This is a genomic window from Streptomyces sp. NPDC050509, from assembly GCF_044457965.1.
Classification (GTDB): Bacteria; Actinomycetota; Actinomycetes; order Streptomycetales; family Streptomycetaceae; genus Streptomyces.
In genome coordinates this window covers 335,751-362,515 of sequence record NZ_JBITHL010000006.1, presented here as the reverse complement: position 1 = coordinate 362,515, position 26,765 = coordinate 335,751, and the positions used below count along the sequence as shown (strand labels likewise).

Here is a 26,765-nt window from a genome sequence, read left to right as displayed (position 1 = left end):
ACCGGTCCACCGGTCAGCGAAAGAAAAATGCCCCTCACACAGGAGGGGACGCCGCGCTGACTCCGACCGGATCGGTCATCGGTCGGGACTGGTCAGCGCGGCCCGCTAAGCAGAAGGCGTACGGCACGCATGGCGTCAGGGTACCGCAGTGCCCGATCCACGCGCACGGGGCAGGTCCGCGAGGGCGGCCGGGCGACCGCACGGCGAGGCTCAACGGTCAGCCTTACTCCGCGTATCGGGCCTATCCGGGCAACAGCGGAGTCGGATAACTCACCTTCACCTGGCTAAACCTTCAAACCGGGTACTGCCCGGTATGGCTCCACTTAGCATGCGGCAGCGGGACCGCTTTCCCGAGCCTTTCGGAGTTGCCCCCTATGAACCTTCAAAACAAGCCCGGCGCGTCGCCCAACCCTGAGTCCGGCAACAGCCGGAAGACCCAGGGGATCGCGACCGCCGCAGCACTGGTACTGGTACCCCTACTCGCCGTCGTAGGAGGCGACGCTTTTCAGGCCTTCATCGACTTCGGCGCGGGCGTGCTGTCACTGCTGTCGCTGTCCGGGGCGGTCGTCTGGGGTCTGATAGCCACCGACCGGCTGCTCCTCGCGCCGCGACAGCGCCTCCTGGCCCAGGGCATCCATCGAGCGACCGCCGTCGCCTCGATCGGGTTCCTGCTGCTTCATGTCACCATCAAGATCACTCTTGGCAAGGTCGCCCTGATCGGCGCCCTGCTCCCCTTCGGCCTGGGCATCTCCGGTACGAACGGCCTCATCGGCTTCGGCTCCCTCGCCGCACTGCTGATGATCGTGGCCGGTACGACCGGCGCCCTGCGGAGCGTCTTCGCCCTTCCCGGCAAGTACGCCGCCCGCTGGCGGGCGATCCACATGGTGGCCTATCCGGCGTGGTGTTTCGCCCTGATTCACGGACTCTTCACAGGACGTCCCGCGGCTACCTACGTCACTGTGATGTATTCCCTGACCGTGCTCGGGGTCGCCTCCGTCGTCGCGCTGCGTCTGCTCCCCCGCCAGACCCAGCGGCGCGTCGCCGAGCGGATCGCCTCGATGTCGGGCGCCGCCACCGAGACCACGGAGTCCGGGAGCGGTCTCCGCGATCTCTCGTCCTCCCCGCTCCCGGGCGCCAGCGGCATCCCCCCGCAGCGCGAGTACCAGCCCAGGCCGCAGCAGGACCCGATCGCGGCCTCCTCGCTCTCCACCCCGCTCGGCGGGGGCCGCACGCCACCGCGGATCGCCGCCCCGTCGCCGCCGCTGTACGAGGCGACACCGGCCATGGACCCGTTCAGGGCCCCCGACCCCCTGGCCGACACGTTCGTCGCCCCACGGGGCGGCGACGGCTTCTCAGGGCCGGGTTCCGACCGGGGCCAGGACAGCGGTACCGGGCTCTCGGCCGGCTACCGCGCCATGTCCATGGACGCGACCACCCGGATGCCCGCGCAACCCCCCGGCTCCCCCGCGGCCGGAGGTCAGCAGGGCGGGGACGTCCCGTTCGCCGAGCGCATCCCCATGACCGAGGAACTGCCGATCATCTCCGACGAGCCCATGGGTCCGCCCGGCTCCTGGCCCGCACCGTCCCCGCCCCGGCCCGCGCAGGCGTTCACCCAGCCCCCGGCGGCCCCGTACGACACGGGGGCGATCCCCACGTACGACGGAGGCCGCAACGGCGGCCAGAACCAGCCGTACGACACCGGCGCGACCCCCCAGTACCCCGGGGCAAACGCCGGCTACGGCACGAACACCCCGTACGACACCGGGGCCACCCCCGTCTATGACGGCGGCCAGAACGGTGGCCAGAACATGCCGTACGACACCGGGGCGATCCCTCAGTACAACCCGGGGATGGCCCCTCAGGGGCAGCAGAACCCGCAGTACGACACCGGGGCCATCCCCGGGTTCGATCCGGGCGGCGCCGCCGCGTACGGCACCGGCTCCCCCTACGGGCCCGACGGTGCGTCCCCCTACGGCACCGGCCCCGCTCCGACGTACGACACGGGCTCGCTCCCGGCGTACGGCACCGGCGCCGTCCCCCCGTACGACACCGGCTCCGTACCCGCCTACGACGGCCAGTCCTACGACGGCCGGCCGCAGGCAGGACCCGGTCAGCCCGGACCGGGCTCCTTCCCCTACGACGAGGCGGCCACCCCGGGCCCCCTCTATCCGCCCCCGGCCGGGGAACCCTGGCAGGCACCCGCAGGAGACCGACCGTGAACGCCCCTCTCCCCGATGTCCCCGAAGTCCGTGTCGTCGGCCTCCCCCAGCTCACCCAGGGATTCGATCTCGTCGAACGCCTCGACCTGCCCATGCACCTCAAGGTGCACGGGCCGCTGGAGGCGATGACCGGCGAGCGGCTGGCCCAGTTGGCCGAAAACATATCCCTGACCGGCCGCGGCGGCGCCGGCTTCCCCTTCCACAGAAAACTGCGGGCCGTCGCCAAGTCGGCGATCAGCCGCGGGGTCCGGCCGGTCGTCGTCGTCAACGGCAGTGAGGGCGAACCGCCCTGCCGCAAGGACACGGTGATGCTCAACCGGGCGCCGCACCTGATCCTCGACGGCGCGCTGCTGGCCGCCGAGGCCCTGGGCGCGCGCACCCTGGTCATCGCCGTGACCAGGAACTCCACCGAGGTCTCGATCCGGGCGGCGCTCGCCGAGCGCGGCCTCTCCGACCGGCGCGGCCAGCAACTGCGGGCCAAGGTCATCCGTACGCCCGAGCGCATGGTCTCGGGCGAGGCGTCGTCCGTGATCCGCGCCATCAACGGCGGCCCCGCCAAGCCGCCCGGCCGCCGTGAGCGCGCCGCGGAATCCGGCGTCGGCGGCCTGCCGACGCTGCTGTCGAACGCGGAGACCTTCGCCCAACTCGCCGTCGGCGCACGGATCGGCGCCCGCCGCTACGCCCACACCGGGCTGGAGACCGAGCCCGGCACGGTCATGCTCACCATCTCCGGCGCGGTCGCCCGGCCCATGGTCATCGAGGCGCCCTCGGGCGTGCCGCTGCGCTACATCCTCCAGATGGCCGGCGCCCCGCCGATGCCCCAGGGCGTCCTGACCGGCGGCTACCACGGCAACTGGATGGACGCGATCGCCGCCCACGAGGCCGTGATCTCGAAGGAGTCCTTCAAGTCGTTCGGTGGCGCGCTGGGCGCGGGCGCGATCCTGCCGATCGGCCCCGAGACCTGCCCGCTGGGCGAGGCGCTCCGGGTCGCGAACTGGCTCGCGGCCGAGACCGCCGGGCAGTGCGGCCCTTGCAAGCTCGGTCTGCCGGCCGCGGCGGGCGGTCTCGCCGATGTGATCAACGGCGGCGGCCAGGCGGCGCTGGAGGCGCTGCGCGCGGTCACCCAGTCCGTCAAGAAGCGCGGCGCGTGCCAGCACCCCGACGGCTCCGCGCGCTTCTTCTCCTCCACCCTGTCGGCGTTCACCGACGACCTCGCGGCGCATGTGCTCAACGGCGGCTGCGGACGCGAGACGACCGGGGTGCTGCCACTGCCCAACCCCGGCTACCAGGACGAGGTCGAGTCCATCCCGAGCGGCGGCAGGCTCGCCATCGACTGGACGCTCTGCCAGGGCCACGGCCTGTGCGCGGACATCCTCCCCGAGCTGTTCCGGATGAGCCCGGACGGCTTCCCCACGCCGGCCAAGGCCGATGTCCCGATGCACCTCCAGGGCGCCGCACAGCGCGCCGTACGGCGGTGCCCGGCGCTGGCGCTCCGGCTGGAGCAGACGGCGCCCCCGCAGCCGCCGCGCCAGGAGCCCTCGCGCGCGGCGCTGCCGCCGGGCGGCGGGCGCAAGGCGCTGGGCCGGGGCCGCGGCTGAGCGAGGGGTTACGTACCGGCGGGCCCCGCGTCAGGGGTTCCGCCGGTCCACCCGCCCTCTCGGAGACAGGGCTCGGAGACAGGGCTTCGGCGACAGGGGAAGACAGACAGACGAGAAGCGGGCCGCCCTGTTCGGACGGCCCGCTTCTCGTGATCTTCACTGCTTGCTGTGGAGCTAAGGAGAATTGAACTCCTGACCTCCTGCATGCCATGCAGGCGCTCTACCAACTGAGCTATAGCCCCTTGTGTTCCACCACCCCGGGGTTTCCCCCTCGGCGGCATGGCCAACATTAACGGTCCCTGTGCCCCACCACCAAATCGATTCCGCCGGGGCCGACCCGGCCCCCGGCCGGCGTCGATCAGGCCTCGGCCGGACGTCGATCATGCGGTCGCGAAGGAGTAGAACCGCTTGAGCGTGCAGTGCTCCTCCAGGAGACGGCCGTAGATCGGCTCGCCCTCCAACTCGCGGTACGTCTCGATGGGGTCGCCTTTTATGATCAGGGCCCGCGCGCACTCCTCGCACCAGTACTGGTACTCGGGGTTGAGCGGGTCCATGTCCCGAACGATCGGCGTACCGCTGCCGCACCAGTCGCACTTACGCCTGTGCGCGCCCATCAATCAGCTCCAGATGTGGCCACAGCAGGCCGTGCACACGTAGGAATGTCCGCGATGGCCATCGAGCGCGTGAGCCGGAGAGGACGAGTCGCCGGAGGGACGGCCGACACTGCTGGCGGACATCGCGCTCTCCCTCCCGGTCCGGTCCCCGGCCCCCATCCGGTCGTCCGATTCTGCCATGCCGAGGACTGCCGGTCAGCCTGAAACAGCGTCCGTACAGCAGAAATCCCGCCCCCCAGCAGGGGACGGGATCCGGTTCGTGACGGTGATTGTGGAGCTAAGGAGAATTGAACTCCTGACCTCCTGCATGCCATGCAGGCGCTCTACCAACTGAGCTATAGCCCCTCGTGTTCCCCGCGCCGCGCGCTGCGAACAAGAAGAACTTTAGCCTGCGACCTGCCGGAAAGCGAAATCCGGTGGCCCCGCCGGCGAACGGCCGGTCGTCAGCCGGCCGGCCCCCGGACGCTCGGCCTCCGAGCACTCGGCCCCCGGACGCTCAGTCGTCGTCACCGAGGACCGGCTCCGGGAGGGTGCCCGCGTTGTGCTCCAGCAGCCGCCAGCCGCGCGCGCCCTCGCCGAGGACGGACCAGCAGCAGTTGGAGAGCCCGCCGAGCCCTTCCCAGTGGTGCGACTCCAGGCCCAGCAGTCGGCCGATGGTGGTACGGATCGTCCCGCCGTGGCTGACCACGACCAGCGTGCCGCCGTCGGGCAGCTTCTCGGCATGGCGGAGCACCACGGGCGCCGCGCGGTCCGCGACCTCTGTCTCCAGCTCGCCGCCGCCGCGCCGCACGGGCTCGCCGCGCTTCCACGCCGCGTACTGGTCGCCGAACCGCCCCACGATCTCCTCGTGGGTCAGGCCCTGCCAGGCGCCCGCGTACGTCTCGCGGAGCCCGGCGTCGTGCGCGACGTCGAGGCCGGTGACGGCGGTCAGCTCACGAGCCGTGGCGGCGGCCCGCCGCAGGTCGGAGGCGATGATCGCGGCCGGCTTGAGGGAGGCGAGCAGCCGGGCGGCCCTGCGGGCCTGTCCGACGCCCTCCTCGGTCAGCTCGATGTCCGTGGAGCCCTGGAAGCGGCGCTCCAGGTTCCAGGCGGTCTGGCCGTGCCGCCACAGGACGATACGGCGGCCACGGCCGCCCTTCACGCCGTTCAGCTCAGCTCACCGTCCGGGTCACCGGCGATCCCGGTGTGCTCGCCCGCCGTCTCGGCGTGCTCCTTGCCCTTGCCGCGCGTCTTGACGGCGTCCTCGGGCAGCTCCAGCTCGGGGCAGTCCTTCCAGAGCCGCTCCAGCGCGTAGAAGACACGCTCCTCGCTGTGCTGGACGTGGATGACGATGTCGACGTAGTCGAGCAGGATCCAGCGGGCGTCACGGTCGCCCTCGCGGCGCACCGGCTTGGCGCCCAGCTCCTTCTGCAGGCGCTCCTCGATCTCGTCGACGATCGACTTCACCTGGCGGTCGTTGGGCGCCGAGGCGAGCAGGAAGGCATCGGTGATGGACAGCACATCGCTCACGTCGTACGCGATGATGTCGTGCGCGAGCCGGTCCGCGGCCGCCTGGGCGGCGGCGTTGACGAGCTCGATGGAACGATCAGTAGCGGTCACTGGCAGGCTTTCGTCGGGGGTCGTGGAGATGCCCAGGATCTCACGGACCACCGACAGCCGGCACAGCCGTTCTCCCGGGCGCGGACCGACACCCGGGAGACCCCTGCCGGACGGCCCCGGGACCTGCCCTGTGGCCGTCCGGCAGGGGTCTCCCGTGCCTCCCGTGCCTCCCGTGCCTCCCTCGACGAAAGGCCCTAGTCGACCTTGTAGTCCTGCCCGAGGACGACGGAGACATCGGCGTTCGCCGCCGCCTTGCCCTTCTCGACCGCGCTCGCCGGCAGCCCCAGCGTCTTGGCCGTCTCCTCCGCCTGTTCCTTCTTCGCCGCGTCGCCGTAGGTGACACGCGAGGAGGTCACGGCGTCGGCCGTACCGGCGTCCACGAAGCTGTAGCCGCCGTTGACCAGCGCGATCCTGGCGGACTCCGCCGCGTCCTGGTTCCCGCTCGCGTTCTTCACGCCGACGCGTACGGCGTCGCCCTGCTCGGGTGCGGTCACCGAACCGCCCAGGATGTCCTTCACCACGCTCTCGGTCGACTCCTCGCTGAGCGTGCCGTTGGTCTGGACGGGCAGGACCGTCGTCTTGTAGTCGCCCACCTTGGCGTGCTCGGCGAGCTTGGCCAGGGCCGCGCCCAGATCCTTCTCGGTGAGCGACGGGTCCAGGATCTGCGCCAGGGTCTCGACCGTGACGGTGGCGGCCCCCGGGTCGTCCGAGATCTTCCGCAGGACGCCCTGGAGCACCTGGCCGAAGCGCGTGAGCTGCTTGGCCTCCTCCTCGCCGGGGGCGCGGTACGTGGCGTAGCCGACGGCCGCCCGTCCGTTGAGGGTCTCCTTCTCGCCCTTCGGCACCAGCGGGTCGTCGCCCTTCTTGGCGGCGGGCACCTCCACGTCGGTGGTCACCTCGATACCGCCGACCAGTTCGACCAGGTTCTCCAGATAGGGCGTGTCGAGCCGCCAGGTGCCGGCGATCCTGGTGCCGAGGAGGGTGCCGATGCCCTCGCGGGTGCCGTCCGAACCGTCCTCGTCGACGGACTTGCCGAGGGTGGTCGAGGCTCCCTCGTCGCCCGCGATGGAGAGGACGTTGGGGAGCAGGACGGTGGTGCCCTGACCCGTCGTGGAGTTGTTGACCAGCAGCGCCGTGGAGGTGTCCTTCTGCTTGGTGCTGCGCAGGTGCACGACGATCACATCGCGCTTCTGTGTCCCCGAGGCGGTGGTCTGCGGCGCGTCCGACGAGGACATGCCTGGCAGCTTGCCCGCGGACCAGAGGTAGCCGACGCCGCCGGTGACCGCCAGCGCGAGGGCGACGACGAGGGCCACCACGCGGCTGCGTCCGCGGCGCTTGGCCTCCTCGCGCCGCTCGGAGCGGCTCTCGGTGAACTTGAGCCAGTCGATGACGTCCTCGGAGTCCTCGGCGGGCTCCTCTATGAACGCGAACTGCTCGGTCTTGTAGTCGCGTTCCTCACCGTCGGGACGCCGCTGCCCCGGTACGGCGGGCTGCCCCGGTACGGCGGGCTGCTCGGACTCGGCGCCGCGCGCGGGCTCGGCGGGTGCGGGTGCCGGGGCGGGTGCGGGCTCGGGTGTCCGAGCGGTCGGCGGCCGGTCGACGGCGACCGGGGCCTCCGGCACGGCCTGCTGCTGTTGCCCCGGGGCCTGCTGGGCCTGCTGGGCCTGCTGGGCCTGCTGCTGGCCGGTGTCATACCCGTACGGGTCGTAGCCGTACGCCTGTTGCTGTGGCGCCTGCTGCTGCGGCACCTGCTGCGCGTACGGGTCGTACTGCTGCGGGATCTGTTGCTGCTGCTCCTGCTGCTGGGCGTACGGGTCGTAGCCGTAACCCTGTTGCTGCTGTGCCTGCTGTTGCTGCGGCACGGGCTGCCCGTAGGCGTCGTACTGCTGCTGCGGGGACTGCTGGTACACCGGCTGCCCGTACTCGTCGTAACCGACGATCTGGGGCTGCGTGTAGTAGGGGCCGTACGGGTCGTACGGCTGCTGCTGGTCGTTCACCGGTGCCCCTCTCAGTGGCTCAGGCGCCGCGGTACAACTGCCGCTTGTCGATGTAGCGCACGACACCGTCCGGCACCAGGTACCAGACGGGATCGCCCTTCGCGACCCTCCCACGGCAGTCGGTCGACGAGATGGCCAACGCGGGAACCTCCACCAAGGAGACCCCGCCCTTGGGCAGTCCGTCGTCCGTCAGATCATGGCCCGGCCGGGTGACCCCGATGAAATGGGCGAGGGAGAACAGCTCCTCGTGGTCCCGCCAGCTCAGGATCTGCGAGAGGGCGTCGGCGCCCGTGATGAAGAAGAGGTCGGCGTCGTCGTTGAGGGACCGCAGATCCCGCAGCGTGTCGATCGTGTACGTGGCGCCGCCGCGGTCGATGTCGATCCGGCTGACCGAGAACTGCGGGTTGGACGCGGTCGCGATGACCGTCATCAGATAGCGGTCCTCGGCCGGTGACACCGCGCGCTGGCTCTTCTGCCACGGTTCACCGGTCGGCACGAACACCACCTCGTCGAGATGGAAAAGCGAGGCCACCTCGCTGGCCGCCACGAGGTGTCCGTGGTGAATCGGGTCGAAGGTGCCGCCCATGACGCCGAGTCGGCGCCTGCCGCGCTCGGATCCGGGGCCGGGCCCCTGCTCCGGTCCGCCCGGCCCTGCCGGTCCGCGACCGCTCGACGCTTGCTGGTCTCCCATACGCCCAGAGCCTACTGGCACACGCGTACGGCCCGGTGTCAGCGGTCGCGGTTGAAGCGCGTGGTGATCCACAGCAGCAGAAGCAGCGCGAAGAGGGCGCCGCCGCCGACGAGAACCGGATTCAGGCTTTCGTGGTTGCCGCCCATCTCGGCGCCCTCGGCGAGCGTGACCAGGTGGGCGGCGGTGCTGGTGAGGCTCATCTTCTACGGGCCCTTTTCCTCGGGGGTCTGGATTCTCCGGAGAGCTGGACTCTCCTGAGGTCTGCGGAGACTTCGCCCACATCGTATGCGGGCCCCCTGGGCACGCTCACGCCGACTCAGTCGTTGTGGTCGTTGTCGCGGTATCCGCGCAGCAGGAACCAGGCGAGCAGCGCTGCTCCCACGAGCAGAACGACCAACACGATCCGCAGCGTGTTGCCCGCCCCCTGCTGATCGGAGACGGCGGCGAGCAGGGCGGCGGTTTCCGGCATGACGGTGGTGCTCCTCGGTCTCTTTCCGGCTGAGATCCGGGCGCTGCCCCGGCAACCTCATCCACAGGCCCCCGCCACACGGTAGACCCAGCGCCTAGGCTGGGGGCCGTCAGGGGGGACGAGCCTTGGATTCTGGACTCGTACGAACAGGGGATATCCATGACCGAAGACCGCAACGAGGCGACGGGCAGCGAGAATGTGCCCAGCCGGCAGCGTAAACGCTTCCCGGGAATCTCCTCCCGGGCGTACGAACACCCCGCGGACCGCTCGGCGCTGGTCGCCCTGCGCAAGCTCAGCGGTTTCGACACGGTGTTCAAGGCGCTCAGCGCGCTGCTGCCGGAGCGCAGCCTGAGGCTGCTCTTCCTCTCCGACTCGGTGCGGGTGGGCGAGGCCCAGTTCGCCCATCTGCACACCATGCTGCGGGACGCCTGCTACATCCTGGACCTGGAGAAGGTCCCCGCGATGTACGTGACGCAGGACCCGCGGCCCAACGCGATGTGCATCGGTCTGGACGAGCCGATCATCGTGGTCACCACCGGGCTGGTGGAGCTGCTGGACGAGGAGGAGATGCGGGCGGTCGTGGGCCACGAGGTGGGCCACGCCCTCTCCGGACACGCCGTCTACCGCACGATACTGCTCTTCCTCACGAGCCTCGCCGTCAAGGTCGCCTGGATCCCGCTGGGCAATGTCGCGATCATGGCGATCGTGACGGCGCTGCGGGAGTGGTTCCGCAAGTCGGAGCTGTCGGCGGACCGGGCCGGGCTGCTGGTCGGCCAGGACACGCGGGCGTCGATGCGCGGTCTGATGAAGATCGCCGGCGGCAACCACCTGCACGAGATGAACGTGGACGCGTTCCTGGAGCAGGCCAAGGAGTACGAGGAGGGCGGCGACCTGCGGGACTCCGTCCTCAAGATCCTCAACGTGCTCCCGCGCACTCATCCCTTCACCACGGTGCGGGCCGCCGAGCTGAAGAAGTGGTCCGAGAGCCGGGACTACCAGCGGGTCATGGACGGTCACTACCCGCGCCGCGAGGAGGACAAGGACACCTCGGTCACGGACTCGTTCCGGGACTCCGCCTCGCACTACGCGGACACGGTCCGCAACAGCAAGGACCCGCTGATGAAGCTGGTGGGCGACATCGCGGGCGGTGCGGGCGACCTGGGCGGCAAGCTGCGCGACCGGTTCACGGGCGGCGGCAACAGCGGCGGTAACGGCAACGGCAACGGCGGCGCGTCCACGGACGGCGACGACGACGGAAGTGACAGCGGCAGCGGCAAGGGGCCGGTCAAGGACTGACCCGGGACCGCCTCCGTCAGGGTGACGGGCTCGGCTCCGCCGCACGGGAGAGCGCGCCGCAGAGCGCCGTATGCGCCGGGCCCGTCGCGTACGGATCGGTCACGGCCGGATCGTGCGGCCGGGCGCGCTCGCCCGCGAGCAGCGGGCGCAGCGTCCGCGGCGGCTCGGCCGAGCAGGACTGGGGCCCGGCCTGGACCTCGCTGGTCACCACCTGCGCCTGATGCCTGGGCAGGTCCTCCACGCCGAAGCGGAAGCGCATCTCGCGCCGGACGGTGAACAGCGAGGCGTCCCGTACGGGGTGGCCGACCGAGGCGGCGGGCCGCAGCGGATAGACGAAGACGTGGTCCGTGCTGACCTCCAGCGTCCCGGGGTCCGTCTCCTCGTACCGCAACGTGCCGTGGACGCGCACCTGGTCGTCGGCGCGCGCCACCTTCGCCGGGTCGAAGCGGACCAGCCAGCCGATCGGGTCGTGGCGCCCGTCGTCGGCCGGGTCGGTGAAGCTGCGGTCGAACTGGGCGAGTTGCTCGGGGTCGAGAAGTACCCGTACGGGTCGCAGGGAGCGCCCCGCGAGGACGTCGGGGTCGAGCGAGGACGCCACGAGATAGTCCTTGACGATGCTCAGCGCGGCCATCACCTGGCCCTCCGCGAAGTCCCCGACCGTCCGGGCGGCGGGCAGGGTGATCCCCGCCGCGCCGGAACGGAACTGCGCGGCGGGGCTACGGGCGAGGAGGTCGGCGGGCGCACCGCCCGGTACGGGTCCCTCGGGGGCGAGCGGGATCACGGAGGTGCGGGCCGGCTCGACGGCGCGGAGGGCTGGCGGGCGGTACGGGTTGCGCAGCCCCAGATAGATCGCGGTGCCGAAGGCCACCGCGAGGATCAGCAGGAGCAGCAGGAACTGGCGCGGGCCGTTCCTGAACCTCCGCCGGCGCCGGGGGGCGGGCGGCGGTCCTGGCGGCAGCCTGCGGACGGCGTGGGCGTGATCGCCCATGCGCTCCCGCGCGGAGTACTCCTGGAGCCGGGCCGCCCGGATGAACGACTCGTCGAAGACGACCGAGCGGTACTCGTCGTCCTCGCCTCCGGGGAGCCCCTCAGGATGCTCCCCCTCGGGTGGGTCTCCACGCCCTGCCATACCTTGAGGGTAGGTCTGCGGAGGCGAACGTAAACGCCGGGCCGACCGTCAGGTTCCGCATGACACCCGTTCGGCCGTTCGGGTATCGGGAGGCCCTGCCGTGACGTCCGCGGCGCCCCGTCACGGCGTGCGCGGCACCTCGATCACGGTGTGCGCGGCGTCCCTCTCACGGCGTCCGCGGCACCGCGGAGACCTCCGGCGCGCTCCGGGTCGCGGGCGCCGAGGGCCCGATCGCCCCCGGATTGTCGATCCCGGTGCTGGCGGGCTGCGGCACCTGGTCGTCGCGGCTGCTGGAGGCGCCCCGGTAGACGGCCGTGAAGGCGAGGGCGACCATCCCGATGCCCATCAGCAGGGCGAGCAGCCAGGCGACGGGCCGGTGCCAGCGCGCGGTGCCCCGGTAGGGCCGCAGGGTGCCGCCGTAGCGGCCGTACGGGCCCGCGTACGCGTCGGGGTCGTCCGGGTCGTGCTCCCCGTAGCCGGGGTCGGGGCCGTACGCGCCGTCCCGGCCGTACAGCTCCTCGTACAGCTCGTCCCCGTCCGCTCCTCCGCCGGAGCGCGCGCGGGCCGCCTCGGCCTCGGCGCGTGCCTGGGCGGCCGAGAGCAGCCGCTCGACGGCGGAGGGTTCGTGGATGGTGGCGGCCTTGACGAAGTCCTCGTCGAACACCACGGAGGCGAAGTCCTGATCCGCGCCTCCGCGGTCGTCGTCGGGCTCCCAGCCGTCCGGGAACGGCCTGCCCCCCACGTCGTCCGGCACCTCTTCAGAGTAGACCTGGGACGTGGTTTTGGGCAGGCGGAGTCCGAACTATCCCGCTTCGTATTCGTCACACGCCGGCCGCGCCGTTCCGGTACTCACCGGGTGTGTCCGTCCCCGGTCACGATGTACTTCGTGGAGGTCAGCTCCGGCAGTCCCATCGGCCCGCGCGCGTGCAGTTTCTGGGTGGAGATCCCGATCTCGGCGCCGAAGCCGAACTGGCCCCCGTCCGTGAACCGCGTGGACGCGTTCACGGCGACCGTCGTCGAATCGACCAACTGGGTGAACCTGCGGGCGGCGGCCTGCGAGGTGGTGACGATCGCCTCCGTGTGGCCCGAGGACCAGAGCCGGATGTGGGCGACGGCCGCGTCCAGCGAGTCCACCACCGCGGCGGCGATGTCGTACGAGAGGTACTCGGTCTCCCAGTCGTCCTCGGTGGCCGCCACGACCGTGGCCTTCGTCCCGGCCGCGTACGCCCGTACCCGCTCGTCGGCGTGGACGGTGACCCCTGCCTCGGCCAGCGCGTCCAGCGCGCGCGGCAGGAAGGCGGCGGCGACGTCCTGGTGGACGAGGAGGGTCTCGGCGGCGTTGCAGACGCTGGGGCGGCTCGCCTTGGAGTTGATGAGGATGGAGACGGCCATGTCGAGGTCGGTGTCGGCGTCCACGTACACATGGCAGTTTCCGGTGCCGGTCTCGATGACGGGGACGGTGGAGTCCTCGACGACCGTACGGATCAGGGAGGCGCCGCCGCGCGGGATCAGCACGTCCACCAGGCCGCGCGCCCGCATCAGCTCCTGTACGGCGTCGCGGCCCTCGCCGGGCACGAGCTGTACGGCGTCGGCGGGCAGCCCGGCGCCGCCCACGGCGTCGCGCAGCACCCGTACGAGCGCGGTGTTGGAGGAGAGCGCCGAGGAGGAGCCCCGCAGCAGCACGGCGTTGCCCGACTTCAGGCAGAGCGCGGCGGCGTCCACGGTGACGTTGGGGCGCGCCTCGTAGATGATCCCGACGACGCCGAGCGGGACCCGCACCTGGCGCAGGTCGATGCCGTTGGGGAGGGTCGAGCCGCGGACGACCTCGCCGACCGGGTCGGGCAGCGCGGCCACGTCCCGTACGTCGGCGGCGATGGCCCGCATCCGCTCCGGGGTCAGCGTCAGCCGGTCGATGACCGACTCGGCGGTGCCGGCTTCCCTGGCGCGCGCGACGTCCTCGGCGTTGGCCGTGACGATCTCGTGCGTACGGACCTCCAGCGCGTCCGCGATCGCCAGCAGCGCGTCGTCCTTGGCCGCGCGCGGCAGTGGCGCGAGGTCGGCGGCGGCGGAGCGGGACCGGTAGGCGGCCCTGACGACCGGGGAGAGATTGTCGTACGGCGAGAGCGAGGTCATGCCCGCAGGGTAGTGCGCGCCCTGCGGGCATTCCGCACGTATTCCGCACTGCGAGACGCCGTGCGGCGCCCTCGCAGGCCGTACGGGACGAATGGGCCCCGGGACGGCCGGGCCCCGGGACGGATGGGGCTCAGAACGGATGGGTCTCAGAAGGGATGGGTCTCAGAAGGGATGGACGCCCACCGGCGCCGCCGGCGGCGGACCGTACCCCTCCGCGATGCGCTGGTGGTACGTCTCCCGGTCGATGACCTCCAGCCCGACGATCACCCACGGCGGGAGCTGGGCGCTCGACCGGTGCTCGCCCCAGAGCCGCAGCGCCACCGCGGCGGCGTCGTGCAGGTCCCTGGCCTCCTCCCAGTAGCGGATCTCCGCGTGGTCGGTGGCGTACCTGCTCGTCAGCAGGAAGGGATGGTCGTGCGCGAGCTGTTCCAGGCCGCGCCTGACCTCCGTCAGCGGGCTCTCGGGGCCCGAGACGCTGAGGGTGATGTGCCAGAGCTTGGAGACCTGGCGCGCGTCCGCCGTCGCCGCGGTGTCCCCCTGGCGCCGCTCCCCGGCCGCGCCGGAGGTGTCCGCCGTACCGTCGGCGCCGGCGGCGGTGTCATCGGTGGGATCCCCCACTTCGACGCTGATCAGGGCTCGTTGCCCGCCTGTGGCCCTCCGGGCGTGGGGGCTTCCCCCGGTCCCTCGGGGCACCGCCCCCGGGCGCGCTCGTCTCACCAGCGGCCTCCTGTTTGCTGCGTCGTCGTGCTGTAACCCGCTCGAACCCCTGGGACAGAGTTGACCAGTCCCGGGCGGTAGATGGGGCGGTTTTGGTAAAGGTCCCAGTTCAATGGCCGGAGTTTCAGCCGTTTCAGGGGCGGGTCAGGGATGCAGGATGACCAAATCGTCCCGGTGTACGACCTCGCGCTCGTAGGCGGGACCCAGCTCGCGGGCCAGCTCGCGGGTGGAGCGGCCGAGGAGCTGGGGGATCTCCTTGGCGTCGAAGTTGACCAGCCCGCGGGCGACCGCGCGGCCCTCGGTGTCCCGCAGCTCCACCGGGTCGCCCGCGCCGAACTCGCCCTCGACGGCGGCGATCCCGGCCGGCAGGAGCGAGGTGCGGCGCTCGACGACGGCCCGTACGGCACCGTCGTCCAGGGTGAGGGCGCCCCGCGGGGTGGAGGCGTGCGCGAGCCACAGGAGCCGGTCGGCGGAGCGGCGTCCCGTGCGGTGGAAGTACGTGCCGGTGTCGCGCCCAGCGAGCGCGTCGGCGGCGCGGCTGGCGGAGGTGAGGACGACGGGGATGCCGGCCGCGGCGGCGATCCTGGCGGCCTCGACCTTGGTGACCATGCCGCCGGTGCCGACCCCGGCCCGGCCCGTGCTGCCGATGGTGACGCCCGCCAGATCGGCGGGGCCGCGCACCTCGGCGATCCGGGAGGTGCCGGGCCTGCTGGGGTCGCCGTCGTACAGCCCGTCGACGTCGGAGAGCAGGACGAGCAGGTCGGCCCGTACGAGATGGGCGACGAGCGCGGCCAGCCGGTCGTTGTCGCCGAAGCGGATCTCGTCGGTGGCGACGGTGTCGTTCTCGTTGACGACGGGGAGCGCGCCCATGCCGAGGAGCTGGTCGAGGGTGCGGTACGCGTTGCGGTAGGAGGCCCGTCTGCTGGTGTCGTCCGTGGTGAGGAGCACCTGGCCGACGCGTACCCCGTAGCGGGCGAAGGAGGCGGTGTAGCGGGCGACGAGCAGCCCCTGGCCGACGCTGGCGGCGGCCTGCTGGCGGGCCAGGTCCCGGGGGCGGCGGTCGAGCCCGAGCGGGGCGAGCCCGGCGGCGATGGCGCCGCTGGAGACGAGCACGACCTCCCGGTCGCCGGTGGTGCGTACGGCGGCGAGCACGTCGGCCAGGGCGTCGACCCGGTCGGCGTCGAGCCCGCCCGCGGCGGTGGTGAGTGAGGAGGAGCCGACCTTGACGACGATCCTGCGGGCCCGCTCGACCGCGTCCTGCCGTGCCACCACTTGCTGCCGTGCCGCTGCCACGCGCTCTGCCTCTGCTCTCGCCACCGGGCTCCGGTCCCGCCACCGGTGTATGTCCCCGCCGGTCAGCCTACGCGCGGGCCGTCCGGGGCGGCGGATCATTTCAGGGGCTGGGACACCCGGGTACGAGCGGATGGGACACCCGGAGGTGGGGGGCCGGGACACCCGGAGGTGGAGGGGCCGGGACACCCGGAGGTGGAGGGGCCGGGACACCCGGAGGTGGAGGGGCCGGGACACCCGGAGGTGGAGGGGCCGGGACACCCCTGAGGTGGAGGGGCCGGGACACCCCTGAGGTGAGGGGCCGCGACGCCGGGACGAGCGCGGGAGGGGCGGCGGCGATCCCGCCCGGCGACCGGGAAACACGGCGTCAATCCGCGCCGCCGGTGCAACCGGAGACACCTGACAGCAGTCTGTCAGGTGTAAGAACGGTCGGGAAACATCGTGAGCCCCCCGCGGAGATAAGCTGGCAGCCCGGCGCCCGCACCCCTCCGCCGATGGCCGCGCCTCCCCCCACTCGCACCGCACCCCGTGCACCGACAACACAGATGGGCCTTCAAGTAATGCCAGTAAAAGTGAGCGTCGTCATTCCGGTGTACAACCCGGGTAAGTACATCGATCCGTGCATCGATTCACTGCTGGCCCAGACGCTGCCGGCGGCGGACTTCGAGGTGCTCTTCGTCAACGACGGCTCGACGGACGACACCCCCGCGCGGCTGGACAAGCTGTCCGCCGAGCACCCGCACTTCCGGGTGATCCATATTCCGAACTCGGGGTGGCCCGGGAAGCCCAGAAACATCGGTGTGGCGGAGGCGAAGGGCGAGTACGTCCAGTTCGTCGACCAGGACGACCACATGGCCTCGGACGCGCTGCGACGGCTCTACGAGATGGGCCACCGCAACGGCTCGGACATCGTGATCGGCAAGGTCGCCTCGAACTTCCGCGGCGTCCCGCACGGCGTGTTCAAGTCGAACCGCGAGAAGTGCGACCTGACCAACGCGCCCCTGTACGACAGCCTCACCCCGCACAAGATGTTCCGTACGGAGTTCCTGCGCGAGAACAACATCGCGTACCCCGAGGGCAAGCGGCGCCTTGAAGACCAGCTCTACATGATGCAGACGTACTTCCCCGCCAAGGTCGTGTCGATCCTGGGGACTTACACCTGCTACTACTACTCGAAGCGGGACGACGGCCAGAACGCCGGCTCCGCCAAGCTCGTACCGTCCGGCTACTACGGCAACCTCCGCGAGGTGCTCGACGTCGTCGTCGACAACACCGAGCCGGGCGAGTTCCGGGACCGGCTGCTGCGCCGCTTCTACCGGGTCGAGATGCTCGGCCGGCTGAGCGAGCCCTCGGTCCTCAAGTACGAGCCCGCGTACCTGGACGAGATGGTCGACGCGATCCAGCCGCTCGTCAAGGACTTCATCAACGACGGCGTGCACAACGGGCTCGGCGCGCTGGTCCGGCTCCGCTCCACCCTGCTGCGTTCCGACGACCGCCAGGGGCTGGTGAAGCTCGCCCGGTTCGCCAAGTCGGTGAAGGCCACGGCGCGCCTGGAGGAGTTCGACTGGCAGCCGGACGGCCGGGTCGCGCTCTCCGTGACCGGCCGCCTCGTGCACGGCGAGGACCAGCAACCGCTGCGCCTGGTGCGCCGCGACAAGCGGTACTTCGTCCACCCGGAGATCACCGAGGGGCTGCTGCCCGAGGGTGAACTCCTGGACGTCACCGACGACATGGACACGTACAAGGGCGAACTCTCCCTGCGCAACCGGGAGACCGCCGTCGAGTGGCCCTGCCCCGCCGACTTCACCTCGAAGATCGAGAAGGTCGCGCCGCCGGCCGGCGCCGCCGCGGACGCCGAGGAGACGTACGAGGTCGTGCTGCACGGCACCGGTACGGTCACCAGCGAGGCGGTCAAGGGGCGCGGCCGGGTCTCCAGGGGCTTCTGGGACATCTGGGTCCCGCTGCGCGGCCTCGGCATCGTCCGCAAGGCCCGGCTCGGCGCCGACCGCGCCCCCGGTGTGGACGCCAAGTGCCTCCCGGCGGTGCTCGGTTCGCCCGCGCGTCCGGTCATCCCGTACTTCACCGACCCGCACGGCAACCTCACGCTCGATGTCGCGGGCCGCGCCAAGAAGATGGCGACGTATCTCGCGGAGCGCCCCCCGCTGCGGATGCCCGGCTCCCACTCCGAGCTGCGGTTCGAGATCTTCACCGGTACGAAGTCCGCCTCCCTCGCCGTCGAGCTGGTGCTGACCTCCGCGGACGGTACGAAGCGCACGCACCCGGCGACGCTCCGCCCCGACCACGGCAGGGCCCATCTGGAGGTGCCCGGCAAGGTGGCCGGTCTGGCCGAGGGCCAGGCGCGTCTTTCGGTCAAGCTCGACGGCCCCAAGGGGCCCGAACTGGACATCTGCGAGGTGCCGGTGGCCGCGGGCGGCCGGATCCGGCTCGACCAGAGCGGTCTCGGTGAAGTCGACCCGCTCCTGGTGCGCGTGGTGGCGGTGAAGCGCCGCAGGGCGACACTGCGGAAGGTGCTGCGCTCGGCCGGCGGCCCGATCGTCCGCAGGCTGCCCGCCGCGGCGCGCAAGAAGGTGCGCCGCCTCGCGGCCCGCATCTGACGGGCCTCCCCCACTCCGCTCCGTACCCCCACCCCGCTCCGTACCCCCACACGGAACTCCGACCTCCGGAACTCCGACGCTCGGAACTCCGAACAGAACAGCAAGGACGTGATCACATGCGGCAGCTCTCCGTCGAAGGCGCCTGGGTGCATGAACCGAAGGTCTTCCCGGACAGCCGTGGCAGCTTCCACGAGTGGTTCAGGGCCCCCGACTTCGCCGAGGCGGCCGGCCACTCGCTGAACCTCGCGCAGGCCAACTGCTCGGTCTCCAGCCGGGGCACGCTGCGGGGCATCCACTTCGCCGATGTGCCGCCCAGCCAGGCCAAGTACGTGAAGTGCGTACGCGGCGCGGTCCTCGACGTGATCGTGGACATCCGGGTGGGCTCCCCGACGTACCGCAAGTGGGAGGCCGTACGCCTGGACGACGTGGACCACCACTCGGTCTATCTCTCCGAGGGTCTGGGGCACGCCTTCATGGCGCTGACCGACGACGCCACGGTGGTCTACCTGTGCTCGGAGGGGTACGCCCCGGGCCGTGAGCACGGGCTGAACCCGCTGGACCCGGCGCTCGGCATCGAGTGGCCCGAGTCCATCACGCCGCTGCTCTCCGACAAGGACGCGGCGGCCCCGACCCTCGCCGAGGCCGAGGCCCAGGGCCTGCTGCCGTCGTACGAGGAGTGCCGGGCGTACTACGCGGAGCTGGCAGCGCGCGCCTGACGGGGCGTCCTGTGAGGGCATAGGGCCCCGGGCATGAGGAAGGGCCGGAGCGAACGCTCCGGCCCTTCCTCATGCCATGTGGCGGTCAGGCGGTCAGCCGGTGACGGCCTCGATCTGCCGACGCAGCGGCGTGAACGCCGAGCGCGGACGGCGCAGGTTACGGGCCCGGTTCAGCGCGGGCCAGAAGCCGGCCCCGAGCAGCGCCTCGGGGCGTACGGCGTTCTTGCGCACGAGGATCTCGTCCGGGACGTCCTGCGGGTCCGGGACGACGTACTCCTCGATGATCTTGTCGTACGCGTTCTTCAGCACCGTGGACTCGGGGTTGGCGCCGAAGATCGCCACCACCCCGGTCGGCTCGGTGTCGACGTCGACGACGAGCAGGTCGGGGCGGTAGCGCCGGAGCACCTGCGCCACCTTGTAGACGTCGCCCGCCCAGAACTTCGTGTGGCGGTCGCGCGCCGCCTCGTCGACGTCCCGGGGCAGCATGTCGTCCAGGACGATCACACTGGACCAGCGGGAGTGCTTCTCGACGTTCATGAAGTCGCGCAGCGCGAACTCGAAGAGGTGCATGCCGTCGATGAACGACAGCTCCAGCTTCGGGTCCCCGCCGAGCAGGTTGACCGGGTCGCGGCGGGCCAGCGCGCGGAACGGGTTGCGGCCGTTGCGCAGGTGGATCAGCGGGTCCTTGCGGGCGAAGAAGTCGTCGCTGGTCGCCCGGACCAGGTGGACGTCACAACTGATGTCCGTGACGACTCTGAAGGCCGGGTCCACGGCGACGGACGGAACCCGGGAGAGCGCCAGGCTTCGCCCGTCATTGACCCCGATCTCCAGATAGGTGCGGGGCTTGTACACACGGTGCATTTGGCGCAAGAAGCCGTGGCGATCCACGTAAGGGGCCCTTCACTGAGAATCAACAATCCATAGGTTTGATTCTCAGTGAACATAGTGGGCCTACAGTCTGCACGTAAACATCTACTGGCCAGTAACACCCGTTTGGCGCTCGGCCGCCAGCACCGCGGGGAACGCCTCGGCGAGCGCGGCACGCCAGTCGCGGATGGGTTCGATTCCGGCTGGATTCCACCGGTCGTGACCGAGGATGCTGTAAGCGGGCCGGGGCGCCGGCCGGACGAACGCCTCGCTGGTCGTCGGGCGGACCCGCTCCGGGTCCGCGCCGAGCAGCCGGAAGATCTCCTGGGTGAAACCGAACCAGGTCGTCCCGCCGCCGCTGGTGCCGTGGTAGACGCCCGCGGGCGCCGTCCCGTCGAGCGCCGCCCCGCCGAGCGCGACCAGCCGGTCGGCGAGATCGCCGGTCCAGGTGGGCTGCCCGCGCTGGTCGTCCACCACGTCCAGGGTGTCCTTGACACCCTCCAGCTTGATCATCGTACGGACGAAGTTGGGGCCGCCCGCGCCGTACAGCCACGCGGTGCGGACCACGTAGCCGCGCCCGGGAAGCGTGTCGAGGACCGCGCGCTCCCCCGCCAGCTTCGTCCGCCCGTAGGCGCTGCGCGGCGCCGTGGGGGCGTCCTCCGCGTACGGCGTCTCCCCGTCACCGGCGAAGACGTAGTCCGTGGAGACCTGGAGCAGGATCGCGCCGGACTCGCGGCAGGCCTCGGCGAGGACCCGGGGGCCCGTGCCGTTGACCGCGAGCGCGTCGTCCTCCTTGGACTCGGCGTCGTCCACGGCCGTCCAGGCCGCGCAGTTGACCACCACGGCCGGCGCGTGGGCCGCGAAGGCCGCGCGCACGGCCGCGGGGTCGGTGATGTCCAGCGCGGTACGGTCCAGGCCGGCCGCGGGCCGCCCGGCGGCGGCGAGCCGGGCCAGCAGGTCCTGGCCGAGCATGCCGCCGGCGCCGGTGACGAGCCAGGTGCCCGCAGGGTCGGGGGTGCCGGTGCTCACAGGGCCGCACGCTCCTTCAGCGGCTCCCACCAGGCACGGTTCTCGCGGTACCACGCGACGGTCTCCGCGAGGCCCGTCGCGAAGTCCTTGCGGGGCTCGTACCCCAGCTCCTCGCGGATCTTGGCGCAGTCGACCGAGTAGCGGCGGTCGTGGCCCTTGCGGTCCGTGACGTACTCGACGCTGGTCTCCCAGTCCGCCCCGCACGCCTCCAGGAGCAGGCCGGTCAGCTCCTTGTTGGAGAGCTCCGTGCCGCCGCCGATGTTGTAGACCTCGCCCGCGCGGCCCTTCGTACGGACCAGCTCGATGCCCTGGACGTGGTCGTCGATGTGCAGCCAGTCGCGGATGTTGCCGCCGTCGCCGTACAGCGGCACCTTCTTGCCGTCCAGCAGGTTCGTGATGAACAGCGGGATGACCTTCTCGGGGAAGTGGTGGTGCCCGTAGTTGTTGGAGCAGCGGGTCACGCGCACGTCGAGGCCGTGGGTGCGGTGGTACGAGAGCGCGATCAGGTCGCTGGACGCCTTCGCCGAGGAATAGGGCGAGTTGGGCTCCAGCGGGTGCGTCTCGGGCCAGGAGCCCTCGTCGATCGAGCCGTAGACCTCGTCCGTGGAGATGTGCACGAAGGTCTTGACGCCCGCGCGGTGGGCGGCGTCGATCAGCGTGTGGGTGCCCACGACGTTCGTACGGACGAACTCGGCGCCGCCGTCGATGGAACGGTCCACGTGCGACTCGGCGGCGAAGTGCACCACCTGGTCGTGCTCGGCCATCAGCTTGCCGACCAGCTCGGGGTCGCAGATGTCGCCCTGCACGAAGCGGAATCCGGGGTGCTCACGGACCGGGTCGAGATTGGCCGGATTTCCCGCGTAGGTGAGCTTGTCGAGAACCGTGATCTCGACGTCGCCGGGGCCCTGCGGGCCGAGCACCGTACGGACGTAGTGCGAGCCGATGAAACCGGCGCCGCCGGTCACGAGAATCCTGTGCGTCGTCATGAGGAGATCTGCACCTTGCTGTGGTCACCGAGGACGAGTCGGTGGGCGGACGGGTTACGGGGCGCGGGGGTGATCTCGACGTCGCGGCCGATCAGCGACGCCTCCACGCGGCGGACGCCGGTGAGCGAGGAGCCGCGCAGCACGATGGAGTACTCGATCTCGCTGTCCTCGATCGTGCACCCCTCGGAGACCGAGGTGAAGGGACCGATGTACGCGTCGCTGATCACGGTGTCCGCCCCGATGATCACGGGGCCGAGGATGCGGCTGCCGGTGACCTTCGCGCCCTTCTCGATCCTCACGCGCCCTATGATCTCGCTGCTCTCGTCGACCGTACCCTCGCAGTGCGGCTCCACCGTCTCCAGCACGGAGCGGTTGACCTCCAGCATGTCGGTGACGTTGCCGGTGTCCTTCCAGTACCCGGAGATGGTCGTGGAGCGGACGTCGCGCTGCTGGTCGATCAGCCACTGGATGGCGTGGGTGATCTCCAGCTCGCCGCGCCAGGACGGCTCGATGGACCGTACGGCCTCGTGCACGGCCGGGGTGAAGAGGTAGACGCCGACGAGCGCGAGATCGCTCTTGGGCTTCTCGGGCTTCTCCTCCAGGGCCACCACGCGTCCCTCGCCGTCCAGTTCGGCGACGCCGAAGGAGGTCGGGTTGGGGACCCTCGTGAGCAGGATCTGCGCGGCGGGCCGCTCCTCGCGGAAGCCGTCCACCAGGCCGCTGATGCCACCGACGATGAAGTTGTCGCCGAGGTACATCACGAAGTCGTCGTCGCCGAGGAAGTCACGGGCGATGAGGACGGCGTGGGCCAGGCCGAGCGGCGCGTCCTGCTGGAGGTACGTCACCTCGATGCCGAACTGCGAGCCGTCACCGACGGCCGCGCGGATCTCGTCCGCGGTGTCGCCGACGATCACGCCGACCTCGGTGATGCCCGCCTCCGCGATGGCTTCGAGGCCGTAGAAGAGCACCGGCTTGTTCGCCACGGGGACGAGCTGCTTCGCCGAGGTGTGCGTAATGGGCCGCAGTCGGGTCCCTGCCCCACCGGACAGTACGAGAGCCTTCACTGTTCCTGTTTTCCCCTGCTGTGATTGCGATGCTGTCCGGGGGTCGCCCGACAGTCCGATTTTACCTACGCTTTCCGGCGCCGTCTGCTACCGGTCACCCCGGAAGGGTGAAGGGGCGCGGCGCGGGGGCGCGAAAGAGTGCGTGACGGAGCCCGTACACGCATGGGCGCGGCCCGGTACCACCGTCCGCGCCCCCGTTTTCGCGCCAACTCTCCTACGCCACGCGGTTCCTCATCGGCGCGAGGTTCCGCACCTGGGTACGCAGCCGCCGCGCCACCCTGCGCGCCAGCGATCTGCGCCGGCGGACGGCCTGGGGCGGCTCTATGGGGCGCAGGCCCGGCTTGCCCACCCAGTCCCGGGTCGTCACCTCGTACGACGCGTCCTTCAGCCCCGTTCCGCGCTCCCCGAAGTGCGGGAGGACGAGGTACGGCGTACGGGCGCGGCCCCGGTGGACCACCTCGGGCACCGTCTCCGCCTTGATGAACGCCAGGACGTCGGCGAGCAGATCGAGCCGACCGAGCGCCACGCACTCCAGCCGCAGCCGCTCCGCGACCTTGATGTGGCGCGCCACGCCCGGGTTCCAGTACCGCTCCATCAGCGGGGCGACCAGCTCCAGTTTGTGGCGTCTGACCTCCTCGGAATCCTTGACGATCCCGTGCGCGAACTGCTGTATCAGCCCGACGGTGAAGGGTCTGACCATCAGCTTGTCGCGCTTGGGGCCCGCCGGTTCCAGTTCGGCGATGCGGGTCATCAGGGCCGTCACGGCGGCGAACCGGTGCGTGTAGTCACCGGACTTGGTCACGTGCTTGCCGTCGCCCCTGCCGACCAGGTAGTAGCAGGTGTAGTCGGAGATCACCGAGACGCCGTCGCCCCGGAGATAGGCCTCGATGGTGAAGAGCGCGTCCTCGCCGGTCCTGTACCTCTCGTCGAACCGCAGTCCCAGCCGCTCGATCAGCTCGCGGCGGAAGAGCTTCTGCGCGCTCAGCGTGTAGATGACCTGCGAGTTGTGGACGTCGACACGGTCGGCCGTACGCCGCCACATCGAGCTGGGAGCACCCCGGTTGACCCCCACCACCTTGCCCAGCACCACATCCGTACGAGCGCGGTCGGCCACGGCGACCATGCGCTCCAGTGCTTCCTCCCCCAAATAGTCGTCGGCGTCCAGGAAGAAGACGTAGCGCCCCCGGGCCAGGCCGAGGCCGACGTTGCGGGGGCCGCTGGGGCCACCCGAGTTGGCCTGCCGTACCACCCTGGTCGGGATGGACGTGCGGGCCGCGAACTCTTCCAGGAATTCCCCCGTGCCGTCGGCCGAGCCGTCGTCGATGGCGACGAGCTCGATACGGTGGGCGCCCAAGGTCTGGGCTTCCACCGATTCCAGGCAGCGGATCAGGTAGGGCATCGCTTCGTATGCCCCGACGATCACACTCACATCAGGAACTGACATTTCGTTCATCGGAATGCAAGACAGGTGGCACCGATTGTTGGTTGTCTTACCCGATCACCCGGCCCCTGTGATGCCCATCACAGGGGCCGGGTGATCAGCGGACACGGAAAGGCCCGGCGGCGCGCTCCTCGAAAGCGCTCCGCCGGGCCTGCTGTCCGTCGCCCCGGTCAGCCCCGTACGGGCGAGTCCAGGTCGTTGTTCTCCGCGCTCGGCGCCGAGTCGTCCGGCGCCGCTGCCGCCTCCGGCTCCCCGAGCCGCTGCTCGACGCCCACGTTCCGCGCCAGGGACTTCGCGGACAGTGCCTGGGTCGCCGCCTCGAACTGCTCCATCGACGTCGGCTCGTCGGGGCCCAGCAGATACCGCTTCAGCTCCCGGCGCTCGGCCGCCAGCCGGTCGGCCGCCGGGTCGGCGACCGCGGCGAGCAGGTCGTCCAGCTCGCGCGCGCTGTTGGAGAGGATGACCGCGGCCCGTACGGCGGTGTTCTGCCGCTTGAACTCCTCCGCGCCCAGCTCCGCCGAGTCCGTGACCGCGTACGGCTTGCCGCTCGCGATGAAGTCGGACACCACGCTGGAGATGTCGGAGACCATGGCGTCCGACTCGTTGAAGCAGTCGTAGAGCGCGGGCTCGGAGCCGCTGATGACCCGGTGCTCCCACCAGCCGAAGGAGCGCCAGTACGCGCCGTTCCACTCGCGGCGCAGCCGGGTCAGCTCCTCCTGCCTGGCCGGGTCCGCCTGCGAGTCCCGCGACTGCTCGGCCTCGTCACGCCCCGTGTCCGCGGCGCCCATCAGCTCGCCGAGGCGCGCGGAGATCCGGGCCAGCTCCGCCGTGGCGGCGGTCCGGTCCGCGTTCAGCTCGGCGCTCTCCTTCGCCCAGCGGGCGTCGGTGGCCCGCTCGGCGGCGGCCTTCTCCACCAGCGCGATGATCCGCTCGTGCACGGCCTTCGCCTTGGCGCTGCGGGTCCCGGTGAAGGGGTGCGGCTTGTAGAGCACCCGGACCGGGCTGTCGGCCTTCAGGAGCCGCTTGACGATGTTCTCGCCGGCCAGCAGCAGCGAGGTGTTGCCGGGGTTGTCGTCCCAGCCCTCCCAGGTCGGCGCGTACAGCACCGTGGGGACGGGGTGGCGCTGCGCGCCGCTGTACGGCTCGATCGGGGCGAGCTGCGGGCGGCCCACCTCGACGATGTCCTCGTCGCGCACCCCGACGTCGGCGAGCGCGTACCGGTCGCGGCCTGCCCGGCCCGCCGTCCACACCTCGTCGTACGCCTTGCTGTACGGGTTGACGCTGGCCAGCTTGTCGCTGTCGCCGTGGCCGATGAAGACGTGCTTCATGGTGGGCACACGCAGCATGTGGATGTTCTTGCCGACGTTGGCCGCGTACAGCGCGACCCGGACGGTCGACAGGTCCAGGTTCATCAGGTGCACCCCGCCGGGGACGCAGAGCACCGGCACGTCCGTCGTCCCGAGCTGCTGGGCGATGGCCCGCTCGCGCAGGACGATCAGCGGCCGGCCCTCCATCCGGTCCATCGTGTCCAGCCACATGTTGACCTGGTACGCGGACTCCTTGGAGCCGGAGAAGTACAGCATCACGGTCGGCCGGTACTCGGCCAGCCAGCCGTCCACCGCCGCGAGCACCTTCTCGGCCTTGGGTACGAGCCGGCTCGGCCGCAGGTAGGGCAGGAGCGCGACGATGTAGCCGACGGCGAGGAGCAGGCTGAGGCCGAGGCCGGTGAAGCCGTAGATGTTGTCGCGGGTCCCGAGCGTGATGATCACGCCCACCATGGCGAAGATGTCGAGGTGGAGCATCTTCTCGGCGGAGCGGTTGAGCAGCCCACGCGGCGGCGCGTCCGGGATCCGGATGACACCGGCCAGGTCGATGTTCCGGGTGACCACGGGCAGCCTGCGGCGCAGCCGGAGCAGGGTGACGATGGCGCCGTGCGGTGCCTGGAGCGCGTAGAACAGGAGCACCATGACGACGGTCACATAGAAGATCCGGTCCTCACCGAGGCCCGACCTGGCGACCAGCAGCACCAGCAGCATCTGCCGGATCAGGAACCGGATCGAGAGACCGGCGCGCACCTTGGCGAGCCGGTTGACCAGGTAGCTGCCGCGCTGGTGCAGGTAGGTGTCCGCGAGATAGGTCACGGCTGCGGCCGCCGCGAAGAACCAGAGGTTGGGGATTATCGCGGCGAGCATGACGCACGGGAAACTGATACCCAGAAGAAGTGCGGCTGCCAGCTCTGATCCGCTGCCCACGCGGGCCAGGCGGATAGCTGTCGAAATCACGGAAAACCTGCTC

23 protein-coding genes and 2 tRNA genes are annotated in these 26,765 nt (G+C 71.0%); 5 read left to right on the top strand and 20 right to left on the bottom strand.

Annotation, left to right across the window (positions count from 1 at the left end):
• The first annotated feature begins 374 nt into the window (after positions 1–374).
• Positions 375–2,219 carry a hypothetical protein gene (locus ACIBJC_RS19745; protein WP_399293911.1) on the top strand — a complete coding sequence of 615 codons (1,845 nt, stop codon included), beginning with the start codon at positions 375–377 and terminating at the stop codon, positions 2,217–2,219.
• On the top strand, positions 2,216–3,817 hold the full coding sequence (locus ACIBJC_RS19740; protein WP_399293908.1) for a ferredoxin: 1,602 nt from the start codon (positions 2,216–2,218) through the stop codon (positions 3,815–3,817). The genes ACIBJC_RS19745 and ACIBJC_RS19740 overlap by 4 nt, the downstream gene beginning before the upstream one ends.
• Positions 3,818–3,986: 169 nt before the next feature.
• On the opposite strand, the gene ACIBJC_RS19735 is transcribed toward ACIBJC_RS19740, so the two are convergent.
• The 9 genes from ACIBJC_RS19735 to ACIBJC_RS19695 form a co-directional block, all read right to left on the bottom strand.
• Positions 3,987–4,059, bottom strand: a tRNA-Ala gene (locus tag ACIBJC_RS19735).
• A 138-nt stretch (positions 4,060–4,197) separates the two neighbouring features.
• Positions 4,198–4,431, bottom strand: a complete 234-nt coding sequence (locus ACIBJC_RS19730) for a hypothetical protein (protein ID WP_329827141.1) — start codon at positions 4,429–4,431, stop codon at positions 4,198–4,200.
• Positions 4,432–4,703: 272 nt separating this feature from the next.
• Positions 4,704–4,776 (bottom strand) — tRNA-Ala (locus ACIBJC_RS19725).
• A 151-nt stretch (positions 4,777–4,927) separates the two neighbouring features.
• A complete protein-coding gene (locus ACIBJC_RS19720; protein ID WP_399294262.1) occupies positions 4,928–5,581 on the bottom strand; it encodes a histidine phosphatase family protein in 654 nt (217 codons plus the stop codon).
• Positions 5,578–6,030: a ribosome silencing factor gene (gene rsfS / locus ACIBJC_RS19715; RefSeq protein WP_329827140.1), complete on the bottom strand. Its 453-nt coding sequence runs from the start codon at positions 6,028–6,030 to the stop codon at positions 5,578–5,580. Before rsfS ends, ACIBJC_RS19720 begins: the two co-directional genes overlap by 4 nt.
• A 194-nt stretch (positions 6,031–6,224) precedes the next feature.
• Entirely contained in the window at positions 6,225–8,027 is a 1,803-nt protein-coding gene (locus ACIBJC_RS19710; protein WP_399293903.1) for an LCP family protein, read from the bottom strand.
• A 19-nt stretch (positions 8,028–8,046) separates the two neighbouring features.
• The gene (gene nadD / locus ACIBJC_RS19705; RefSeq protein WP_399293901.1) at positions 8,047–8,718 is read right to left on the bottom strand and encodes a nicotinate-nucleotide adenylyltransferase; all 672 of its coding nucleotides are present in this window, start codon (positions 8,716–8,718) and stop codon (positions 8,047–8,049) included.
• A gap of 38 nt (positions 8,719–8,756) precedes the next feature.
• Entirely contained in the window at positions 8,757–8,918 is a 162-nt protein-coding gene (locus ACIBJC_RS19700; protein WP_399293899.1) for a hypothetical protein, read from the bottom strand.
• A gap of 116 nt (positions 8,919–9,034) precedes the next feature.
• On the bottom strand, positions 9,035–9,187 hold the full coding sequence (locus ACIBJC_RS19695) for a hypothetical protein (protein ID WP_329827137.1): 153 nt from the start codon (positions 9,185–9,187) through the stop codon (positions 9,035–9,037).
• Positions 9,188–9,346: 159 nt separating this feature from the next.
• On the opposite strand from ACIBJC_RS19695, the gene ACIBJC_RS19690 reads away from it, so the two are divergent.
• Positions 9,347–10,483, top strand: coding sequence for a M48 family metallopeptidase (locus ACIBJC_RS19690; RefSeq protein WP_399293896.1), 1,137 nt, complete (start codon positions 9,347–9,349; stop codon positions 10,481–10,483).
• Between the two features lie 16 nt (positions 10,484–10,499).
• On the opposite strand, the gene ACIBJC_RS19685 is transcribed toward ACIBJC_RS19690, so the two are convergent.
• The 5 genes from ACIBJC_RS19685 to proB all read right to left on the bottom strand — a co-directional run bounded on the left by ACIBJC_RS19685 (position 10,500) and on the right by proB (position 15,755).
• Positions 10,500–11,612, bottom strand: coding sequence for a hypothetical protein (locus ACIBJC_RS19685; RefSeq protein ID WP_399293893.1), 1,113 nt, complete (start codon positions 11,610–11,612; stop codon positions 10,500–10,502).
• Positions 11,613–11,778: 166 nt separating this feature from the next.
• Complete coding sequence (locus tag ACIBJC_RS19680; protein ID WP_399293890.1) at positions 11,779–12,366, bottom strand: hypothetical protein; 588 nt, start codon at positions 12,364–12,366, stop codon at positions 11,779–11,781.
• Positions 12,367–12,461: 95 nt separating this feature from the next.
• Positions 12,462–13,745 carry a glutamate-5-semialdehyde dehydrogenase gene (locus ACIBJC_RS19675; protein ID WP_399293888.1) on the bottom strand — a complete coding sequence of 428 codons (1,284 nt, stop codon included), beginning with the start codon at positions 13,743–13,745 and terminating at the stop codon, positions 12,462–12,464.
• A 162-nt stretch (positions 13,746–13,907) separates the two neighbouring features.
• Positions 13,908–14,462 (bottom strand): hypothetical protein, encoded by a 555-nt coding sequence (locus ACIBJC_RS19670; protein ID WP_399293885.1) that lies wholly within the window; start codon positions 14,460–14,462, stop codon positions 13,908–13,910.
• Positions 14,463–14,606: 144 nt separating this feature from the next.
• Positions 14,607–15,755, bottom strand: a complete 1,149-nt coding sequence (proB, locus tag ACIBJC_RS19665) for a glutamate 5-kinase (protein WP_399293882.1) — start codon at positions 15,753–15,755, stop codon at positions 14,607–14,609.
• Positions 15,756–16,324: 569 nt separating this feature from the next.
• Here proB and ACIBJC_RS19660 point away from each other — a divergent pair.
• Both ACIBJC_RS19660 and rfbC read left to right on the top strand, forming a co-directional pair.
• On the top strand, positions 16,325–18,367 hold the full coding sequence (locus ACIBJC_RS19660) for a glycosyltransferase family 2 protein (protein ID WP_399293879.1): 2,043 nt from the start codon (positions 16,325–16,327) through the stop codon (positions 18,365–18,367).
• A 116-nt stretch (positions 18,368–18,483) separates the two neighbouring features.
• On the top strand, positions 18,484–19,083 hold the full coding sequence (rfbC, locus tag ACIBJC_RS19655) for a dTDP-4-dehydrorhamnose 3,5-epimerase (protein WP_399293877.1): 600 nt from the start codon (positions 18,484–18,486) through the stop codon (positions 19,081–19,083).
• A 93-nt stretch (positions 19,084–19,176) separates the two neighbouring features.
• Here rfbC and ACIBJC_RS19650 read toward each other — a convergent pair whose 3' ends face one another.
• From ACIBJC_RS19650 to ACIBJC_RS19625, 6 genes are all read right to left on the bottom strand, one after another.
• Positions 19,177–19,971 carry a class I SAM-dependent methyltransferase gene (locus ACIBJC_RS19650; protein ID WP_329827128.1) on the bottom strand — a complete coding sequence of 265 codons (795 nt, stop codon included), beginning with the start codon at positions 19,969–19,971 and terminating at the stop codon, positions 19,177–19,179.
• A gap of 84 nt (positions 19,972–20,055) precedes the next feature.
• Positions 20,056–20,979 (bottom strand): dTDP-4-dehydrorhamnose reductase, encoded by a 924-nt coding sequence (rfbD, locus tag ACIBJC_RS19645; RefSeq protein WP_399293874.1) that lies wholly within the window; start codon positions 20,977–20,979, stop codon positions 20,056–20,058.
• Complete coding sequence (gene rfbB / locus ACIBJC_RS19640; protein ID WP_399293871.1) at positions 20,976–21,965, bottom strand: dTDP-glucose 4,6-dehydratase; 990 nt, start codon at positions 21,963–21,965, stop codon at positions 20,976–20,978. Before rfbB ends, rfbD begins: the two co-directional genes overlap by 4 nt.
• Positions 21,962–23,029: a glucose-1-phosphate thymidylyltransferase gene (locus ACIBJC_RS19635; protein WP_399293869.1), complete on the bottom strand. Its 1,068-nt coding sequence runs from the start codon at positions 23,027–23,029 to the stop codon at positions 21,962–21,964. Before ACIBJC_RS19635 ends, rfbB begins: the two co-directional genes overlap by 4 nt.
• Positions 23,030–23,243: 214 nt before the next feature.
• Entirely contained in the window at positions 23,244–24,473 is a 1,230-nt protein-coding gene (locus ACIBJC_RS19630) for a glycosyltransferase family 2 protein (protein WP_399293866.1), read from the bottom strand.
• A gap of 167 nt (positions 24,474–24,640) precedes the next feature.
• Entirely contained in the window at positions 24,641–26,752 is a 2,112-nt protein-coding gene (locus ACIBJC_RS19625; protein ID WP_399293864.1) for a hypothetical protein, read from the bottom strand.
• Positions 26,753–26,765 lie beyond the last annotated feature (13 nt).

Coding starts and splice junctions, on each gene's coding strand:
- ACIBJC_RS19690 (WP_399293896.1), top strand. CDS start 9,347: ATGACCGAAGACCGCAACGAGGCGACGGGCAGCGAGAATGTGCCCAGC.
- nadD (WP_399293901.1), bottom strand. CDS start 8,718: ATGGGAGACCAGCAAGCGTCGAGCGGTCGCGGACCGGCAGGGCCGGGC.
- ACIBJC_RS19685 (WP_399293893.1), bottom strand. CDS start 11,612: ATGGCAGGGCGTGGAGACCCACCCGAGGGGGAGCATCCTGAGGGGCTC.
- ACIBJC_RS19630 (WP_399293866.1), bottom strand. CDS start 24,473: ATGTCAGTTCCTGATGTGAGTGTGATCGTCGGGGCATACGAAGCGATG.
- ACIBJC_RS19695 (WP_329827137.1), bottom strand. CDS start 9,187: ATGCCGGAAACCGCCGCCCTGCTCGCCGCCGTCTCCGATCAGCAGGGG.
- ACIBJC_RS19700 (WP_399293899.1), bottom strand. CDS start 8,918: ATGAGCCTCACCAGCACCGCCGCCCACCTGGTCACGCTCGCCGAGGGC.
- ACIBJC_RS19745 (WP_399293911.1), top strand. CDS start 375: ATGAACCTTCAAAACAAGCCCGGCGCGTCGCCCAACCCTGAGTCCGGC.
- ACIBJC_RS19730 (WP_329827141.1), bottom strand. CDS start 4,431: ATGGGCGCGCACAGGCGTAAGTGCGACTGGTGCGGCAGCGGTACGCCG.
- ACIBJC_RS19675 (WP_399293888.1), bottom strand. CDS start 13,745: ATGACCTCGCTCTCGCCGTACGACAATCTCTCCCCGGTCGTCAGGGCC.
- rfbB (WP_399293871.1), bottom strand. CDS start 21,965: ATGACGACGCACAGGATTCTCGTGACCGGCGGCGCCGGTTTCATCGGC.
- rfbC (WP_399293877.1), top strand. CDS start 18,484: ATGCGGCAGCTCTCCGTCGAAGGCGCCTGGGTGCATGAACCGAAGGTC.